Annotated in this window: 17 protein-coding genes and 1 tRNA gene; 7 read left to right on the forward strand and 11 right to left on the reverse strand. The window is 42.1% G+C overall.

Annotated features, from left to right (window positions below; translation table 11 throughout):
• The first annotated feature begins 69 nt into the window (after nt 1-69).
• Nucleotides 70-1731: a cyclic peptide export ABC transporter gene (locus tag CWC29_RS00460; protein WP_128728838.1), complete on the forward strand. Its 1662-nt coding sequence runs from the start codon at nt 70-72 to the stop codon at nt 1729-1731.
• A complete protein-coding gene (locus CWC29_RS00465; protein ID WP_128728837.1) occupies nt 1728-2810 on the forward strand; it encodes a prohibitin family protein in 1083 nt (360 codons plus the stop codon). The genes CWC29_RS00460 and CWC29_RS00465 overlap by 4 nt, the downstream gene beginning before the upstream one ends.
• Before the next feature lie 91 nt (nt 2811-2901).
• Here CWC29_RS00465 and CWC29_RS00470 read toward each other — a convergent pair whose 3' ends face one another.
• From CWC29_RS00470 to cutA, 9 genes are all read right to left on the reverse strand, one after another.
• Nucleotides 2902-3735, reverse strand: coding sequence for a hypothetical protein (locus CWC29_RS00470; protein ID WP_128728836.1), 834 nt, complete (start codon nt 3733-3735; stop codon nt 2902-2904).
• Between the two features lie 114 nt (nt 3736-3849).
• Nucleotides 3850-4596 (reverse strand): hypothetical protein, encoded by a 747-nt coding sequence (locus CWC29_RS00475; RefSeq protein WP_128728835.1) that lies wholly within the window; start codon nt 4594-4596, stop codon nt 3850-3852.
• A 570-nt stretch (nt 4597-5166) separates the two neighbouring features.
• On the reverse strand, nt 5167-6921 hold the full coding sequence (locus CWC29_RS00480; RefSeq protein ID WP_138523911.1) for a hypothetical protein: 1755 nt from the start codon (nt 6919-6921) through the stop codon (nt 5167-5169).
• A 115-nt stretch (nt 6922-7036) separates the two neighbouring features.
• Nucleotides 7037-7113: transfer RNA gene (locus CWC29_RS00485), tRNA-Ile, on the reverse strand.
• A 485-nt stretch (nt 7114-7598) separates the two neighbouring features.
• On the reverse strand, nt 7599-8945 hold the full coding sequence (gene accC / locus CWC29_RS00490; protein WP_128728833.1) for an acetyl-CoA carboxylase biotin carboxylase subunit: 1347 nt from the start codon (nt 8943-8945) through the stop codon (nt 7599-7601).
• Nucleotides 8946-8965: 20 nt separating this feature from the next.
• Nucleotides 8966-9448, reverse strand: coding sequence for an acetyl-CoA carboxylase biotin carboxyl carrier protein (gene accB, locus CWC29_RS00495; protein ID WP_167815402.1), 483 nt, complete (start codon nt 9446-9448; stop codon nt 8966-8968).
• A 19-nt stretch (nt 9449-9467) separates the two neighbouring features.
• Nucleotides 9468-9929 carry a type II 3-dehydroquinate dehydratase gene (gene aroQ / locus CWC29_RS00500; protein WP_010368763.1) on the reverse strand — a complete coding sequence of 154 codons (462 nt, stop codon included), beginning with the start codon at nt 9927-9929 and terminating at the stop codon, nt 9468-9470.
• A 195-nt stretch (nt 9930-10124) separates the two neighbouring features.
• The gene (locus CWC29_RS00505; RefSeq protein WP_138522954.1) at nt 10125-11936 is read right to left on the reverse strand and encodes a protein-disulfide reductase DsbD; all 1812 of its coding nucleotides are present in this window, start codon (nt 11934-11936) and stop codon (nt 10125-10127) included.
• Nucleotides 11936-12256 (reverse strand): divalent-cation tolerance protein CutA, encoded by a 321-nt coding sequence (gene cutA, locus CWC29_RS00510; protein ID WP_128728831.1) that lies wholly within the window; start codon nt 12254-12256, stop codon nt 11936-11938. Before cutA ends, CWC29_RS00505 begins: the two co-directional genes overlap by 1 nt.
• Nucleotides 12257-12385: 129 nt before the next feature.
• On the opposite strand from cutA, the gene CWC29_RS00515 reads away from it, so the two are divergent.
• The 4 genes from CWC29_RS00515 (at nt 12386) to CWC29_RS00530 (ending at nt 16371) form a co-directional block, all read left to right on the forward strand.
• Nucleotides 12386-12898 (forward strand): FxsA family protein, encoded by a 513-nt coding sequence (locus CWC29_RS00515; protein WP_138522956.1) that lies wholly within the window; start codon nt 12386-12388, stop codon nt 12896-12898.
• Nucleotides 12899-13054: 156 nt separating this feature from the next.
• On the forward strand, nt 13055-13342 hold the full coding sequence (locus CWC29_RS00520) for a co-chaperone GroES (protein ID WP_010368755.1): 288 nt from the start codon (nt 13055-13057) through the stop codon (nt 13340-13342).
• A gap of 50 nt (nt 13343-13392) precedes the next feature.
• Nucleotides 13393-15039 (forward strand): chaperonin GroEL, encoded by a 1647-nt coding sequence (gene groL, locus CWC29_RS00525; protein ID WP_128728829.1) that lies wholly within the window; start codon nt 13393-13395, stop codon nt 15037-15039.
• Nucleotides 15040-15888: 849 nt separating this feature from the next.
• Complete coding sequence (locus CWC29_RS00530; protein WP_138522958.1) at nt 15889-16371, forward strand: DUF3016 domain-containing protein; 483 nt, start codon at nt 15889-15891, stop codon at nt 16369-16371.
• 67 nt (nt 16372-16438) lie between these two features.
• Here the strand turns inward: CWC29_RS00530 and CWC29_RS00535 are convergent, their stop codons facing one another.
• Nucleotides 16439-16732 (reverse strand): prephenate dehydrogenase, encoded by a 294-nt coding sequence (locus CWC29_RS00535; RefSeq protein ID WP_128728827.1) that lies wholly within the window; start codon nt 16730-16732, stop codon nt 16439-16441.
• 180 nt (nt 16733-16912) lie between these two features.
• A complete protein-coding gene (locus CWC29_RS00540; RefSeq protein ID WP_128728826.1) occupies nt 16913-17860 on the reverse strand; it encodes a porin in 948 nt (315 codons plus the stop codon).
• Between the two features lie 226 nt (nt 17861-18086).
• Between CWC29_RS00540 and CWC29_RS00545 the strand changes: the two genes are divergently transcribed.
• Nucleotides 18087-19376, forward strand: a complete 1290-nt coding sequence (locus CWC29_RS00545; RefSeq protein WP_138522960.1) for an aspartate aminotransferase family protein — start codon at nt 18087-18089, stop codon at nt 19374-19376.
• Nucleotides 19377-19392 lie beyond the last annotated feature (16 nt).

Raw genomic sequence — 19392 nt, forward strand, 5'->3', positions numbered from 1 at the left:
TTGATTTTTAGGGACTATGCTAAGTAGCATGCGCGGGCAGTAGCCCAATAACAATAAAAGATAATAACAATGGTATTGTACGAATTAATTCGCCGACATATTCAGATAAAGAAAAGGACCTTTATTGCACTGGGGTGCATTTCTGGTTTGGCCAATGCGTTGGTGCTTGCGCTGATCAACAACGTAGCAGCCAATATCTCTGATATTAATAAAGAAAATCATATTCTTTACTACTTGGTGCTATTTACACTGACGATTGCAATATATGGTTTCACTCAGCAAAGACTGATGACTAAAGCCGCGCAAATGGTGGAGCGTGCTATAGACAAATTGAGAGTCGATCTGTTTGAAAGCATTCGTCATACCGAGCTGTCAACGCTAGAGAAAATCGGCAAAGAGCGGATCTTTAATACCATCAGCAAAGAGCTACAGACCATATCTCAATCGGCGCAGCTGTTTGTGATCATTGGTCAATCCATCAGTTTGGTGTTTTTCACATCTCTCTATATTGCCTGGCACTCTTTTGTGGCGTTTATGGTTATCTCGACACTGATTTTGGTCGGCGCCAGTATTCATCGTTTACGTGCCAATGAAATCCAGCGCAACATGCGCATTTCTTTTGAAAGCGAAAACCAGCTTATTCAACGCTTGTCTGATTTGCTCGATGGCTTTAAAGAAGTAAAGCTCAGTGAGCCAAGAGCGGAAGATTTAGAACATGAATATCGTCGCGATTCGAATCGTGCAAGGCGTGCAAAAACCAAAACCCAAACCTTGTTTGCGACCGACTTTATTCTGTCGCAAATCACCTTTTTCGCAGCGACAGGCGCGATGGTGTTTATCGTCCCTATGCTCTCTGACGTGTATACCGATGTGGTCATTAAAGTTACCACCGCATCGCTATTTTTAATCGGCCCTATTACCAGTATTGTTGGTGGGATCCCCGTTTTCACCACCGCAACAGAGGCGGCGCAAAACGTCTTAGCATTGGAGCGCGATTTAAAAAATGTCCAAGATGAGCAAGAGGTTAAACGACCTGAACCAGCTGAAAGCCTAACCGCATTCAATGCCATCACCTTAGCGGGGGCGTTTTATCAACATCAGAAAAAATCGAGCGATCGTCCGTTTGCTGTGGGGCCGGTGGATATCACCTTTGAGCAAGGAAAAACCACTTTTATTACCGGTGGTAATGGTAGCGGTAAAACAACGTTTATCCGGATGTTGACTGGCCTTTATGAATTACAGAGCGGACAAATCCTTTTGAATGGTAAAGCGGTTACTGAAGACAATCGCCTTGCTTATCGAAGCTTATTCACAGCCGTTTTTGCGGATTTTCATTTGTTCCAGCAGCTCTATGGTATTCGTGATTTGAGTACTGAAGAAATCGATGAATGGTTGGACTTTTTAGAGATGCGCGCCAAAGTGGCTATTCAAAATGGGGCGTTTAGCACCATAGATTTATCATCAGGCCAGCGTAAGCGCTTAGCACTTTTGAGTACCATTTTAGAAAATCGTCCCATTTACATCTTTGATGAGTGGGCGGCAGATCAAGATCCTATCTTTAGGCGAAAATTCTATGAACAAGTGCTACCTCGTTTAAAAGCGCGTGGTAATACCATTATTGCCATCACTCATGACGATGCCTATTTCCATTTGGCCGATGTGCACTTAAAAATGGAGGAAGGTCAGTTGTTAGCACACCACGACAGTGAAAGTAATGGAGTACCATCATGAACATTAATATTTCAGGGGATTTTGCATTACTCGTCGCCGGCGGCTTAATACTGGCACTGATCCTATCTAATTTGCTCATGCGGGTGTTAAAGCGTTACAAGCCCAAGTGGCATAAGCGTATTTTGTCTTGGCGTTTTCGTGCTGGTGTGACGTTGCTTATTTTATTATTTATCGCCGTTGCATTGGTCAAAGTCATTTTTATCAAGGTTGATTCGGGACAAGTTGGGGTACTGTGGAAGCGCCTTGGCGGTGGTACGTTCGTAGAGCACCCATTTTATGAGGGCACGGTACTAGTTTACCCTTGGGACACATTGACGATTTATTCGAGTCGATTCCAAACCGCGACCACAGAGATCCACGCCATTACTTCCGAGGGGCTTAGGATCAAAATGGAAATAACAGTGAGGTACCGTCCTGTTGTGGAGCATATTCCTTACTTACATAAGTTAGTCGGGACTGACTATCTTGATGAAATTGTGCTCCCTGAAGTTGCATCAGCGGTTCGCATGATCGTTTCTGATTATACTGCTGAAGAGGTCTATGCTCATCAGCGCTTAAAGATCCAAGATCAGCTATTAAGCACTGTGTTGAGAGAAGTTCAGCTACAAGAAAAGTCGATACTCAAACAAGAAAAAAGCGAAATGCAAGGGCATAATTTGGTGAATTTAGACGATATGCTTATTCGTCAGGTTGATATTCCTGAAGGCGTGCATAGTGCGATTGTTGCGAAGGTGAATCAAATGCACTTATACCAAGAATATAAAATGCGTTTAGATGTTGCTGAAAAAGAGGCTGAGCGAAAGAAAGTGGAGGCTCAGGGGATAGCCGATTTTCAAGAAACGGTGAGTGGCGGGATCTCTGAAACCTACCTAAGATGGCGCGGCATAGAAGCAACCATAGAGTTGGCGAAATCTAATAACGCAAAAGTGGTGGTAATAGGCAGTGGTAAAGATGGCCTACCGCTGATTTTAAATACAGAGGGAGGCGCACCGACTCTACCTGCCTCGGGCAATCTAAATACTACGGATCCACAAAGTCAAGAGCCGCAAACGCCGAATGCCAGCAAAAAACCTCAATAGCGGCAACTAGGTTTACACAGCTTGCTTACCACTCATCAGTTGTGAGCAAGCTGCTGCGCTACTCTGGCAGTGCGTGGTTTTACTCTGTGCGCTATTTTCGATCAAACTCAATAAACCCTTCATTGAGCATATTCTTATGGCGGTGATGTAGGCATCGGTAATAGCCACTCATCGAATTATTAGTGACTTTAGATAAAGTTAGCTTGGCCGCTCCAAGACAAAGCCCTGCCAGTGCTTCTACCTCGATATCAATAAAGTTATCATCGTGTTGCAGATGCCCAGTGTTAAATTCAGAGTGTTTAATCGGTGTGATTGAGCGCAGTAAGTAGCTTTCCAATTCAGCATGACCATCCTCACGAATATAAAGGTTGACCAAGTAATTATTCGTCACTGAAAGGTTTTCATTTTTAGTATAACCAATCCAGTCCCCTGCAAACCCAGATTGTCCGGTGAGAGGTTGTCGTTTACGTACATTGTTGACATAGGTATCGAGTACGGCAAGGTCTTCCACTCGGTGGAGCTTATAGCTCTGAACTTTGGGGGCGTCGCTGTAACCTGTGGGATCTAATTCAGTAACGTGTAGCTCATCCCATATGGGGTCTAAAAAGGTGCTGAGACTTCTTGAATTATTCTGTTCGCCTGCCATGGTGATATGACAAAAGTACTTGTCACACTTTATGTCCTTATCAGTAAACTTATAGTAAACACCATTACTTAGCGCCGATGAAATTGATGCATGAATAAAACCGTGGGACCCCTGTTTACTTATTCTCAGCGCAGTGATCTCTTTGTTTATATCATTACTTAAACCAACCCAAATACCGACTGGTAACTGATGGTCTTGGGCTTCTTCAATAGTCTTGTCGTCAGCCAAAGAGACGCAAGCGGTTAAGGCTAAAATAAAGTAAATGAGTCGACAAAGCATATTTGTTGTTTTTATAGGAACTTTATTCAGTAAGAATATAGAAATTAGCCGCTCAGTGCTATCAATTTAAGATGGGGAGGATGATACGCAACGCTGCATATCACCCTGCTGTTATTAGAACAATTCGGAAGAAAGCTCACGAGATTGCGAGTTTTGATTTATATGCCAAGTTTCGACAAGACGAGTCGTACCGCCCGAGTTTTTACAAATTAGTTCTGTTACCAGCACTTTATAAAAACCACTGTATTTAGCCTCGCCCGCAACATTCAAGACATCACTATAAAACCCACCTTGATGTCTTTTATTGAAAAATTCGGGGTTACCACTGACATAGTTGGTTTTACGGCACTGGCCTTGATGCGAGTTGTTATTAATATTAATCAAGCCAGTATATTGAACATCTGCAAAATATCCTGGGCCATTGCTCGGTGTTTGCCAGTCAGCCACCGTGATTTCACTTTGCCATACAACGGCGGGAGCCTTGGGTATCTTGTGATATACAATTGCTTCTTCACCTGAGGGTAAGGTGCAGCTGAGTTTAACCGACTTTTCTGTCAGCTTATGTTCTGCAGGCAGTGGACCAGAAATAAAAGGCGCGTTGAATGTGAGAGGAGCAATCAAATCGCCAGTTTGTGTATTAACCACTTCAAATTGATGGCACTCATCCACCGCTAAGCCGCCTGTGAGCGCATTAAAGTACTCAGTTGTGCCTGCACGAGCTGAGATAAACTCAACAGGTGCGCCCTGATACTGGGAATGATCTCCCGCACCATCCTGATCATAAAATACCTGAGTAGCCAAAGCGGAAGTGGAACTACAAGCCAATACCATCGCAAGTAGTCGAGTGTTGAATATAACCATAGTTTTTCCTTTACAGTTTTGTTTGTTTTTCATTCAGTTCCAATATAAGGTAAGTGTAATTTAATGCAACTTTTTGATTTTTCTGGTTTTAGCAACTATCTAATTACTGCAACTACTATCAGGATTGGTATGTGAAGTGAATATAAATGCTTAGAGTTTTGCCAACGTTAGATGAATGGAGTTCAAGTGGGTCGAGGTTCTAGTTATTAGAGAGGAAGTGGACAGCATGTTGATATGGGAAAATCATTTCTATTCGCCAACATTAGGTAAAAAGCTTTATGCGCTTATGACTTTTCCAGTTGTAAGTTATGGGGCGTGGAAGAATCTACTATTTTCTAGCCTCATTTTGGTGTTCTTGAAATGCCGGATATTGTTGCTGGCTAATCATAATTTACCGTTTTAAATTGCAGAGTAAGCGTTCGCTTTTTTGCAAAAACTATTTTTGATTTGCAGAATGTAGAGCTGCCAACGCCTATTTTTTGAACTTTTCACATGGCACTATCAACAATTCAGTAGGAAAATACCTTTGCCAATAGCCCGGTTTAAAAATAAACAGGGCTATTGATAGTATTAATTTTCTTTATTCTGCTCTACCTTCTCTAATGCATTAAGTAAGGTTTCGAATTCGTTTTGCATCTTGTCGATATTTACATCTAAGACGCTGTACCAAGTATAACCTAAATCATCAGTTGCCTTTATTTGCCCCCGCTCACACATAACATATAATGTTTTGTCATAGCTGATTTTTGGCAGAGTTTGAGTGCAACTTTTGCTTGCTTTACCTTTTGCTATCCATTGTTTAGGATTATCGCTACTTGCATACATGACTCTCAGTTCGGACTTAGCGTTTTTATGTTCCTTGTAGTAAGCAATGTTTATCAATGAATGGTCTTTTCTCACCACCGGCAAGCTCAGTTCTACATTATCATTACCGAACAGGTTGTTAGCATTTTTCTTCACTACTACCCATTCAGATTCAGGTGTTAGCTTATAGACAGTATCACCTACACCGTCCCATTGACTTACCTCGATTGCGAGCAATTCGCTACCAGGAAGTTGTATCAACTCCTTTAATTCGAGTGCTTTTTCCATACTCCATGTATTAGTTGCTTGTTGATATACATGTAATTTATTGTCGTTTAGGATGTTTAATTGGTTATTACTATTAAAGAATGGAAATATACCACCATTTTGTACCAACCAATCATTGCTATTCTTTCTTTTGTATTGACCAATTTGATTCCACTTATCTTTAATATCAAAGAATTGGTAAACAGTATATTGCTTTGCTGATGCGGTTAACGCAAATGATTGGTTCCCATTATTTGCCATCCATACAATTGCCTGATCAGTTTCAACAGGTTTGATCTGGCGCCAATTTTTTAAGTTACTATCTGAGTAATAAAGCTCGCCTTTTTCACCTGCCAAAGCGATCCCTTGGTTCAATTCAATGGCGCTAAGCAATTGAATATTGGTTGGTAGATTTACAGCATCCCATGTACCCTTGTGATTTAGAATTCTGGCCTGTCCAAACCTTGAAGTGATGATAGCTTTACCAAATTTATTTAAGGCAAAATGACTACTAGGGAAGGCATTTTCGCGGACAAGTTGTGCAAGGGAGGAGCGCAAGGAGTCAAACTCGTCATTTTGCCATTGTAATTCTTTGTTCGCGTGTAATTGTTGGGAGGCTACTGGGTAATGATGTTTGATAAAATCACTCATATTGATAGCTTGATCTAATCGAGTAACGAATGCTTTATTGCTAGAAGTTGAATCCCAGAAGGACTTTTCTTTTATGCTTTTTAACGGTTGAAAAGCGATAGAGCCAAGGTTGGTGGTAGTATTTTGTTTTATCTCGAATTTACCTGCTAAATAATTTACAGGCATTGAAATCCAAGACATGATTTCACCATTACTAAAGAAGCTATAAAGTGAAGCAACAACATACTCTCCTTCAGGCAATGATCCAACGAATACTTGACTTTCTATGAGCCCTCGGGAGTGAGGTGTTAAAGTGTAAACGTCCGGATCCCACTCTACTTTACTTTCATCAAACGCTTTGTTTTTTTGTACGGCTTTTGCTTTTGCCTCTTCGATAGCGGCCTGTTTTAATGCATCACGATTGTCTAGCCTAAGCACTATGAGCTCGGACCAACCTTTGTGTAAAGGAGCTAGTCTATCTACATTGTTAATTACTTCAACAGACACCATGCCATGTTGCTGAGGTAGAGGGGCGTTACTATTCAGGTTTGCCGTTTTAAGTTCATAAGTGGCGCATCCAGATAGGCATAGTAGAGTTATTGAGAGTAAGATTAGGCGAAACATATAGATCCTTACATTTACTTTATTATTTTCATAAACAACTAATTATGTACCTAATTCAATACTAAGTGTCTATATAAATAATTTTAAATGAAGGATTAACTGGAAGTTTAGCAAATGGTGGCCCCACCTGGACTCGAACCAGGGACCTAACGATTATGAGTCGTGCGCTCTAACCAACTGAGCTATAGGGCCATTTTGTGTTTTTGCGCGTTATATTCGTCCATGAAGCTTGGTTCCGGTCTCGGATTCAACGCTCAAGGTCGCTGCGCTAATATCCCTTCGCTTCCTCGACGTAAACTTTCTTTGAAAGTTTACCCAACTGAGCTATAGGGCCATCTGCTGTAGTAATTTAAAGGTAAATCACTGAAAGCGCAGGCAGTATAAAAATTTTTAACAGGCTTGTCACTATTAAAACGTGAAAAAGTCGGGACTAATGGATTGATCGCTCAATATTAAGCCAATGTTGTAGCGGTTAGGGTGTTGAGCTGTTCGGATCATTAAAATGGCGAGGTAGGTATTGGTCTGGTTTTACAGTGTAAAAAAAATAGAGTCACTTAGAATTCGGGTTGGATTTTTGCTGTAAATACAAGATGAGCAAGCAGTAACGTTCGTTGGTAGTAGGGCAGAGATAAAAGAAGCCGGTAATTAGCCGGCCTCTTTTAGGAGAACGAATTAGGTTATTGGTGCATGCCTAGTTTTTTCTCTAGGTAGTGGATATTCGTGCCACCGTTTTGGAAGTTCTCGTCTGACAAGATCTTCTTGTGAAGCGGGGTATTGGTTTTAATCCCGTCAATTACTAGCTCATTTAGTGCGTTTTTAGCACGAGCGATTGCAACATCACGGTTCTCACCATAAGTGATTAACTTACCGATCATTGAGTCGTAATGTGGCGGTACTGTGTAATCAGCGTAAATATGGCTGTCCCAACGGATCCCAAGGCCACCTGCTGGGTGGAAGCGTGTGATTTTACCCGGTGAAGGGATAAAGCTCTCTGGGTCTTCTGCGTTAATACGGCACTCGATCGCGTGACCACGGATCACCACGTCTTCTTGTGTGATAGAAAGCGGTTGACCAGCAGCAATCTTAAGTTGCTCTTTGATTAAGTCTACGCCAGTGACCATTTCTGTTACTGGGTGCTCAACCTGAATACGGGTGTTCATTTCAATGAAGTAGAACTCGCCGTTTTCGTATAAGAATTCAAACGTACCAGCACCGCGATAACCAATCTCGATACATGCACGAGTACAGCGATCACCAATGTATTTACGCATTTCAGCTGTGATCCCTGGTGCAGGTGCTTCTTCCACTACTTTTTGGTGACGACGCTGCATTGAACAGTCACGCTCACCTAAATGGATTGCATTGCCTTGACCGTCAGCAAGTACTTGCACTTCGATATGGCGTGGATTTTCTAGAAATTTCTCCATATAAACCATGCCATTACCAAAGAACTGCTTGGCTTCTTGTTGCGTCAACGCAATCGAGTCAACAAGCTCTTTCTCGCTACGAACGACGCGCATACCACGACCACCACCGCCACCTGCGGCTTTGATGATAACAGGGTAACCAATACGCTTGGCAATCTGCATGTTGCGATCGTTATCTTCTGTTAACGGGCCATCAGAACCAGGAACACAAGGAACACCAGCTTTTCTCATTGCTTCAATAGCAGAAACTTTATCACCCATTAGACGAATAGTGTCGCCTTTTGGACCGATAAAGATAAAGCCACTTTGCTCAACTTGGTCAGCAAAGTCGGCATTTTCAGAAAGGAAACCGTAACCTGGGTGAATAGCAACCGCGTCTGTGACTTCTGCCGCCGCGATAATACGAGGAATATCAAGGTAGCTTTCGCTTGCCGCAGGTTTTCCGATACAAATGGTTTCATCCGCAAGAAGAACATGTTTTAGGTCACGGTCAGCTGTTGAGTGTACAGCAACCGTCTTAATACCTAGCTCCTTGCAGGCACGCAATACACGAAGTGCAATTTCACCTCGGTTTGCAATGACTACTTTATCTAACATAACGTTGACCTTCTGCGTAATTATTCGATGATGAATAGCGGTTGGTCGAATTCTACTGGCTCACCGTTTTCAACTAGGATTGCTTTAACTACACCAGCTTTATCTGATTCGATCTGGTTCATCATCTTCATGGCTTCAACGATACAAAGTGTGTCGCCAACATTTACTTTTGAACCTACTTCAACGTATGCCGCTGCTGTTGGAGAAGAAGCTGTGTAGAAAGTACCAACCATAGGAGACTTAACTTGGTGACCTGCTGGTGCGCTGCTTTCTGCTGGTGCTGCTTCTACTGCTGCAGGAGCCGCCGCTGGTGCTGCAGGAGCCGCCGCTGGTGCTGCAGGAGCCGCCGCTGGTGCTGCCATGTATTGTTGAGGTTGTGCATAAACTGGTGCGCTGCTGTGGCGATTGATACGTACTGACTCTTCACCCTCAGTGATTTCTAGCTCTGCAATACCTGATTCTTCTACTAGCTCGATAAGTTTTTTGATCTTGCGAATATCCATACAATGACCCGCCTGTTAGTTAATTTGAGTTATTTTGTTTTCGCAATTGCGCTAACGCTGCATCAAATGCAGCGCGATAGCCCAACGCGCCTAATCCACATATCACGCCTTCCGCCACATCAGAAAAATAAGATTTGTGACGAAATGGCTCTCTGGCGTACACATTGGTGATGTGTACTTCATAAAAAGGGATGTCCACACTGAGTAAAGCGTCTCGAAGGGCAATGCTTGTATGAGTAAATGCGGCGGGATTAATGATAATCGCATCACATTGTTCATATTGAGCGTGAATAGCCTCGATTAGCTGCGCTTCACTATTACTTTGAATGTGTGACAAGCTGACTTGCTGTGCTTCTGCATATTCAGTTAATGCGTCAACAATTTCGTTGAGAGTCTGCGTGCCGTACTTGTGCGGCTCACGGCGACCTAGCATATTTAAATTAGGGCCGTTTACTAATAAAATCTTTAATTTTGCAGACATATTACGCGAACTTCCTTTAACTAAAGCATTAGCCAAAAATTTAGACTGTATGGCTTGTTAACTTAAGCCGAATTCCAGCAAATAGCAAATATTTCTCCATTTCGTGGAGTATTATAGAGAGTTCGAGGTAAATAGCAGCAAAATACTGGTCTAATGAGAAGGGTAGAGGGGCAAACAAGTTTGCCCCTAAAATGGTTACTTTGCGTCCTGCTTGGCCTTTTCTAGGTGGGCAGCAAAGTCTTTTGCGTCTAAGAAGCCTGTGATGCGGTGTGTTGGCATCTCATTACCTTGGCTATCAAAGATTAAAATAGTCGGTAAACCAAACACCGTAAATGCCTCCATGATCTCTTGAGTGTTGTCATTGGCTTTGGTCAAGTCGAGCTTTAATAGCTCGTAATCTTTGAACTGTGCTTGTACTTCAGGTTTTGGGAAAGTGTATTTCTCAAACTCTTTACAGGCCACACACCAATCAGCATATAAATCAACGATAGGCACTTTGCCTTTGGCATTGGCCTCAGCAACGGCGACTTTGAGTGCAGCTAAGTCAGGTAGTAACCTAAACTTCTGCTCTCCCGTAACGACCTCGGCTTGAGTCGATGTAGTACTTACAATAGCTGCAGGTGCTGGAAACAGGCTTGTTTTTAATGCATATAAGCCAACAATAAACAGGGTGATCGCAAAACCCCACAATGTGGTTTTACCTTTGCCTGCCTGTAATTGGCTTTGCCAATAATGCAAGTAGAGTGCTGTCGCTACGGCGAGGCCACCGGCCAGTGAGATAATCACTGTCGCATCGAGTATACGCTCTAGAAGGATAAGCGGTACGAAGAGCATCACAAAACCAAATAGCGTTTTGACCTGATCCATCCAGCCTCCTGCTTTTGGCAATAATTTTCCACCTGAGGTACCTAGCAGTAATAGCGGTAAGCCCATGCCCAAGCTAAGTGCGTATAGTGTTACCGCGCCCACCACATAGTCACCACTTTGCGCGACAAATAATAGCGCACCAGAAAGTGGAGCTGTGGTGCAGGGCGATGCAATAAGTCCAGATAGCACACCCATTATGAATACACCCCAGTAATTGCCGCCTTTTTGCTTGTTACTGAGCTGAGTGAGTTTATCCATCATGCCGCTAGGTAAACGAATTTCGTAAACCCCAAACATAGATAGCGCGAGTGCGACGAACAATATACTAAAGCTGATAAGTACCGCAGGATGCTGCAAGTAGCCTTGAATTTGGCCGCCGAAATACGCAACGACTAACCCAAGCGCTGCGTAAGTGACCGCCATACCTTGCACATAAACAAAAGATAGACTGAAGGCTTTTTTAGTCGAAAGGCCTTGTTGACCGGCGATGAGGCTCGACAAAATAGGGAACATCGGGAATACACAAGGGGTAAACGCAAGGCCAATACCCAGGCCAAAGAACGTCAAAATATTCGCAAGTAAGCTGCGTTGCATTAGCTGCTCAGTGAAAGACAAATTATCGTTATCCACAGAGGTGCTTTCGCTTTTAGCTTCTGCTTTTGTTTCAGGAGCTTTGGTTGACGTGGCCTTTGGCTTTTCTCCCGCAATCGTGCTTAACGGCACTTCTACAATTTCTGGCGGATAGCAAAGTCCAGCTTCGGCGCAGCCTTGATAGCGTATTTTTACGATTGCACCTTGCTCGATATTACTGAGCTTAGAGATAACAGATAAGTTATTGAAGTAGACTTCAGTGCGACCAAAAAACTCATCTTCAATCATCTTTCCTGGTTCAAGCTCCGGCACTTGGATGTCGGCTTGTTTAGCGATAATTTGAAGATTCTTCTTATATAAGTAATAGCCGTCGGCGATGTCCCAACCTACAAACAAGGTGTTGCCTTGCTGGTCAAAATCGAACTTGAATGCTTCTGTTACTGGTAAAAAAGTCTGTTGTTTAGGAGCCAGTAAGCTGTCTAACACCGCATTGTTTGCTTGTGCGGGAAACCACATCAGCAATGAGAAAAGAACTACTAAGAGTCGCATTACAATAATACCTCGTCCATCCATTTGAAATAAGCTAAGTTGCCACTGGTGACGTCCACAACTTGAATTTCTGGGACATCATAACTGTGTAGTTCACGAATAGTGGTCATCACTTGCTCTAGTTTTTCGGATTTTGTCTTGATTAACAGCTTGGTCTCTTGTGCATGTTCAACCTGACCTTCCCAAACATAAATAGATTCCACTGCTGGGATTAGGTTCACACAAGCTGCAAGTTTTTGCTCTACAAGTTGCGTCGCAATTTTACGCGCTTCTGCAACTGAATCGCATGTAGATAAGACGAGTTTATATCTTACGCCCATTGTCATTTCCATTTTAGGGTTAGTAATGGCATCTTAGCGGATAGCTCCTCTTTTCTAAAGCGTCTTACTTGTATCGCTTGAATTAAGACCTTAGCACCCATATTTATCTTTCGTAGATTTGGAGAAAGTATGTTTAGATTCTTATTTATTTTATTTATCGCTATTCCGATTATTGAAATTGCTTTGCTGATCCAAGTCAGCGAGGTGATAGGCGGTTTTGCTACCATTGCGCTTGTAATTGGTACCGCCATTTTAGGGGCAAGACTGGTTAAACAGCAGGGTCTTGGCGCTTATGTCAACGTACAGCAACAGATGTCTCGTGGGCAATTGCCTGCACAAGATTTATTTACCGGTTTGTGTGTGATCATTGCAGGTGTGCTATTGATGACGCCTGGGATCATGACCGATGTATTAGGCTTTTTACTGTTAACCCCAGCCGTTAGAAAAAAGCTGGCGCAGTCGCTTTTAGCTCATGCCACCGTAAGAGTGCAAACAGGCATGCACTCAGGTCAGTCACCGTTTGCTAACCAATCACGCGACGAACGTCCGGATCAGCAGGAAGAAATTAGAGATCCATTTAAAAATCAATCGGGTAGAAATTCTTCAACAACGATTGAAGGTGAATACGAAAGAAAAGACTAAATTTTTTTGGTTTTTTCTCTTGGGTTTTAATTTGCCCATCCCCATAAATGAAAGCAATTAAAATTGCGTGTGTTAACCACAACCTGTGGATGTAACACCGCCTTAAAAAAGCATTATTTCTGTCATTGTTCAGAAACTGTTAGGAGAACTATATAAATGAACATTCGTCCTTTACATGATCGCGTCATTGTTAAGCGTCTTGAAGAAGAAACAAAGTCAGCTGGCGGCATTGTGTTAACTGGTTCTGCAGCTGAAAAGTCTTCACGTGGTGAAGTGGTTGCAGTAGGCAACGGCCGCGTGTTGGACAATGGTGAAACTAAAGCACTACAAGTAAAAGCTGGCGACACAGTGTTGTTCGGCTCTTACATCGAAAAAACTGAGAAGATCGAAGGTCAAGAGTACCTGATCATGCGCGAAGATAACATCTTAGGCATCGTAGAATAATTAATACTTTTTAGTTTAATCGACAACAGAATTTAAGAGGAATTTATAACATGGCAGCTAAAGAAGTTCGTTTTGCAGGTGACGCTCGTACAAAAATGCTAAAAGGCGTAAACGTACTAGCAGACGCAGTAAAAGTAACACTAGGTCCTAAAGGCCGTAACGTTGTTTTAGAAAAGTCATTCGGTGCACCAACTATCACTAAAGACGGCGTATCTGTTGCGAAAGAGATCGAGCTTGAAGATAAGTTCGAGAACATGGGCGCACAGATGGTTAAAGAAGTTGCGTCTAAAGCAAATGACGCGGCGGGTGACGGTACAACTACTGCAACGGTACTTGCGCAAGCTATCGTGAATGAAGGTCTTAAGTCAGTTGCTGCGGGTATGAACCCAATGGACCTTAAGCGTGGTATCGACAAAGCAGTTATCGCTGCAGTTGAAGAGTTAAAAACGCTTTCAGTACCTTGTTCAGACGCAAAAGCGATTGCACAGGTTGGTACTATTTCAGCTAACTCTGATAAAGAGATCGGTGACATCATTGCTGAAGCAATGGAAAAAGTAGGTCGTGAGTCTGGTGTTATCACTGTGGAAGAAGGTCAGTCACTACAGAACGAACTAGATGTAGTTGAAGGTATGCAGTTTGACCGTGGCTACCTATCACCATATTTCATCAACAACGCTGAAAAAGGCCAAGTTGAGCTAGATAATCCACACATCCTTCTAGTAGACAAGAAGATCTCAAACATTCGTGAACTTCTACCTACATTAGAAGCAGTTGCTAAAACAAGCAAGCCGCTACTAATTATTGCAGAAGACCTTGAAGGTGAAGCGCTAGCAACTCTGGTTGTAAACAACATGCGTGGTATCGTGAAGGTTGCAGCGGTTAAAGCGCCTGGCTTTGGTGACCGCCGTAAAGCGATGCTACAAGACATCGCAATCTTGACTGGTGGTACAGTTATCTCTGAGGAGATTGGCCTTGAGCTTGAAAAAGCAACAGTTGAAGACCTAGGTACAGCTAAGCGCGTGGTTATCACTAAAGATGACACAACAATCATCGACGGTGCAGGCGAGCAAGAAGCAATCGATGGTCGCGTATCACAGATCAAAGCACAAATCGAAGAAGCAACTTCTGACTACGACAAAGAGAAGCTACAAGAGCGCATGGCAAAACTTGCAGGCGGTGTTGCAGTAATCAAAGTTGGCGCAGCAACTGAAGTTGAAATGAAAGAGAAGAAAGACCGCGTTGAAGATGCACTACACGCAACTCGCGCAGCGGTTGAAGAAGGTGTAGTACCAGGTGGTGGTGTTGCACTAGTTCGTGTAGCGAGCAAGATTGAGTCGCTAACTGGTGACAACGAAGACCAAAACCACGGTATTAAAGTGGCACTTCGTGCGATGGAAGCACCACTTCGTCAAATCGTTTCAAACGCAGGTGACGAAGCATCAGTTGTGGTTAACGCAGTTAAAGCTGGCGAAGGTAACTACGGTTACAACGCTGCAACTGGCGAATACAGCGACATGATTGAAATGGGTATCCTAGACCCAACTAAAGTAACGCGTTCTGCACTACAGTTCGCAGCATCAGTAGCAGGTCTTATGATCACTACAGAAGCGATGGTTGCTGAAATTCCGAAAGAAGAACCTGCTGCTCCAGATATGGGTGGCATGGGCGGAATGGGTGGAATGGGCGGCATGATGTAATAAACATCACCTCCTAAGCACTACACGCTTTAGAAAACCCTAACAGATTGATGTTAGGGTTTTTTTGTGTCTGAAATTTGCTAAAGCGCCATCAATTTAGGGGGATAAAGTGGGGTATCGATTTAACGCCCATGTGTTATTTTTTAGAGTGGAAAAAGTGCGCTGCAAAGTTTTGTATTACTTTCTTTTACTGCCCCATGTTAAAGGAAGTAGGCAGCTGGATTAGAAAAGTTGAGGTTCACTATAAATACATTGATGGTAAATATTGTTACTTTTCATGGTTTTATAAATTAAAGTTAAGATAAGTAACTGATTTATATAAAGAAAACCATAAGGTGGTAATTGAAAAGAGTATTTGATAATCAATGTAAAATATTTACTTTCTTCTATTGAGTGGGAGCATCATGCAGGGTAAATAGCTGTGGCTTGATGGGGAGATCAAAGAGCGTAGAGATAGAGCTACTCGATTGCTTGTAGTCGTAAAGACATTACTTTGATTACATCCGGTTGAGAACGATTTACCTTAACCTCGGTCTTACTAACTATAGCTAACTTGAAAGCTGGCAGAGTGGCAACTTGAGCGCTAGCAGTTGTGATTCCTTAAGCGTGCTTTAACTTTGTTTTTAATAGCTCCAAAAATCTACACTGTTTTGAGAAGCATTGATCTAGAGTGGAATAGTATTAGTGAACTTAGTTTCTTCATTCGGCTAGCTAACTAACTTTTGTGTATAGTTTTAGGTAGGTTATGTAAATGTAGTCAAATGTCACACTGCGTAAAAGGGTGTGATCTTGCTTTACTTCATATCTTTGAGGAGTAAGGTAAACACAGAGCTTGAAGGAGATCCAAATATGAAAACACTAATTGCAATACTTGCTTTATTAATGACCCCTCTATTTGTGAATGCTGGTGAAGTTGCTGTAACTTGGAAGGACTTTAAAGAGTATCGCGATGTTAGACCGGGAAATGAGACGCGTGGCTCGTTCCATAAGCGAGTGGAAAAACAACTTACCAAACATTTAGAAAAGCTAGCAGAGAAGCTACCTGCAGGGCATAAATTAGCTATTCACTTTGATGAGATTGATTTAGCTGGTGATGTACATTATGGCATGACAGACATTCGTGTGATTAAGCCAATTCATTTCCCTCGTTTTGAAATTAGCTATAAGCTCACGGATAAATCAGGTAACAGCATCGCAGAAGAGAGCGGCGTCAAACTAAAAGATATGTCATTTATGGACAGAGTCAAAGTGGGCTTAGATGAACCTTTTTATTATGAAAAGCGTCTTTTAACTGACTGGTTTGAGGATGACTTAATGAAGAAAACAGGCTGAACAGTTGATGTTTGCACTGAAAAGTCTGCACGCAGCGACCCAGCTGCGTGCTTAACTAAGGAGTTGGCTACTTAAAAGTAGCTAGCAACTGTAGTAATGATTGTAACTTTTTAACAACCAATGCGAGTTTTTGCTCGTCAATTTCTTCAGTTTTCGATAGACCTTCAACGTCGGCTGCAACATCCAATACATAAGGTTTAAAGCGTTTTGCTTCAAACGTAAACCCGGCATCTTCCGTAAATAGCGCCTTAAACTTACCGTGACCTTGCTGCTGCAATTCATCGAGTTTTTTATCCGCATCCAGCGCTTGCCGGTATACGATCTTGAGGTTTTCATTAAGCTTTTCGATAACGGCTTGCATGATTTTCCTACCAATTACAATCTTGTGAAAATTTGTCACAATGATACTAGGTTTTGCCTTAAAATGCTGCTGTATGTAAGGCAAAGACTTAGCGTGTAAATAGTAAAAGCTGGGCTAGAGGTTCAACTTTTGTTCGAGTAATGTTTTGAAGTAATGACATTACTCTTTCGTCAGTAGAGACTAAAACAGCGTTTTTAGCCCCATACCTATAATTGTTCTTTTATCATTATCACTTACTTGGTTTGTGTCGTCGGAGCGCCCATAAGCGAAATAGCTATACCATGTTGTATGCTGCTGCAAGCTATAGTCCAGCCCTAAGGTGATACTGTGCATTGGCACGCCTGATATTCCATAAAATCCTTTATTGCCGCTAGTATAACTAGAGCTTATATACTGTCCTTTAAATAGAGCTGAGTTGAGCTTGTAGCTTGCGCTAATTAAATGGCCCGAATTTTTTCGATTACCAAGATTGTTGTTTAACTGTGCTTGGTATAAGTAGCCAAGTTGCCACGCATCGTAATTATATGATGTTGATACCCTGATTAATTCTTGCTCTGTCACACCATTTTCATAAGCGATAGCAAAATAAAGGTTATCATTTTGGTATTGTAAACTACTTGAGGTGGCATGGGTTTCATACTGATCGTTACCATTAGCTATGTAAGCTATGTTTAGCCGCCAATTGTCAAAAGTGGGCGATTGATAGTGCAAAAGCTCAGTGACATTATCTCCGGGTAGCAATAATTTCATATCGACCACATCGTTGAATATATCTACTTTGCCTTGTGATAGCTTAAATGGGGTGTTGCTATAGCCCAACTTTATATTTCCATGTTCAGTGTTGAGCAACACAATATGTTCTCTTAAGCTGGTTCTTTCTCCATTCAAGTTAACACCATATTCAATTTTGTAATTAATGATAACTTTATGTTCTAGTTGTCGCTCACCCTTGATGCCAAACCTTGATGCTTTGCTACTAATTTTGTGCTCTAAAGCTGAGCTAGGTGTGCTTTGTTCCAATGCAATGTTAATCAGCCCATATAAGTGGTTAGCGGCTTCCGCAGATGTTGAGACTGACCAAAGGCTACTAAATAAAACAGTGGCTGTTGTGAGAGGAAGGTTCGTCATATTCACTATTTTCCTATCTGGAAATGTTGTTTCTTTATTAAATAAATTAAGTCAGTTGCTCCTTTATTAAATAAAAATCACTAAAGGTAAGTAAAGTGTAACTTTTTGCAGTTGTTTAAAATCGACTACACACGAATAATCACCGCAGAAGCTTATTTACGGCAATTTTATTCTCAAAGCGGATTGCTGGTAGATGAATAATTTTTAACATTAGTCGAGAAATATCATGAAAAACTCAGAGAGAATATTTGCAGCTGCAAATGAGGTAATACCTAATGGCGTGAGCTCACCAATGAGAACTTTCTCATTAGTTGGCGGTAGTCCAATCATTTTGGAGTCAGCTAAGGGGAGCAAGATAATTGATGTTGATGGTAGAGAATATACCGACTTTTTAAGTGGCTTTGGTGCTATTTATCTCGGTCATTCACGTACAGAGATATCAAATGCAGTATCTGAACAACTTGATAAGGGGCTGGTAGTTGGTTTATCTACCGAAATCGAACAGCAGTTAGCTAAAAAGATCGTTGATAGTACTAGTGCTATCGATAAGCTGCGCTTTGTAGTAAGTGGTAGTGAGGCTGTCATGACTGCACTACGAATTGCAAGAGCTTACACCAATCGAAAGCTATTTCTTAAGTTTGTTGGTTCTTACCATGGTCACGCGGATGCGTTGCTAGCTCAACCTGAAGGAAATGAGGGAGTTGCAACTAAAGGAACTACTAATGGGGTCGCTGAGCATAACGTTCTATTGTGCGAGTACAACAACTCCGAGCAACTCAGAGAGATCTTTGAGACACACGGAGATCAGATTGCAGCTGTGATCGTTGAGCCTTTCGCTACAAATATGGGCTTTGTTAAACCGCAACAAGGCTTTCACCAAAATATCCGTCAACTTTGTAACGATTATGGTTCACTTTTTATCTTTGATGAGGTGGTTACAGGGTTCCGTTTCCGCTTTGGTGGCGTTTCTGAGTTACTTGATGTGGATCCTGATCTCACTACTTTTGGAAAGATCATTGGTGGTGGTGCTCCTGTTGGTGCTTACGGTGGCAAAGAGAAGTTTATGAAGCTGGTTGAGATCGGCAACAAAGTTTTTCAGTCAGGTACGTTTGCAGGAAACCCTATTACTATGAGTGCAGGTAATGCTGCACTAGATATTATGGCTCAACCAGGCTTTTACGAAAAAATGGATGCTAAAGGTAAATTGCTTGAGTCAGAAATAAAAACGCACTTCGCGAAATTCGATATTCCTTTTCACTTTACCCGCTTTGGCGCGCTCTCCGGCATCGCATTTCGCCGTTCTGAAGCTGATATGAAAAGTTACTCAGATGTTAAACAGCAAGAATATGACGTATTCAAGAACACGCATTTAGTCATGCGCGAAAAGGGGTATCTAATGGCTCCTAGTCTAGAAGAGCCGATTTTTCTTACCGATGCTCATAGCGAAGAAGATATTAAAGGCTTTGCCAAAGCGCTTGCTGAAACTATCGCTGAACAACTACAGAAACATTTTTAATTTACTGGAATTAACT

The sequence above is a fragment of the Pseudoalteromonas galatheae genome, from assembly GCF_005886105.2.
GTDB lineage: Bacteria > Pseudomonadota > Gammaproteobacteria > Enterobacterales > Alteromonadaceae > Pseudoalteromonas > Pseudoalteromonas galatheae.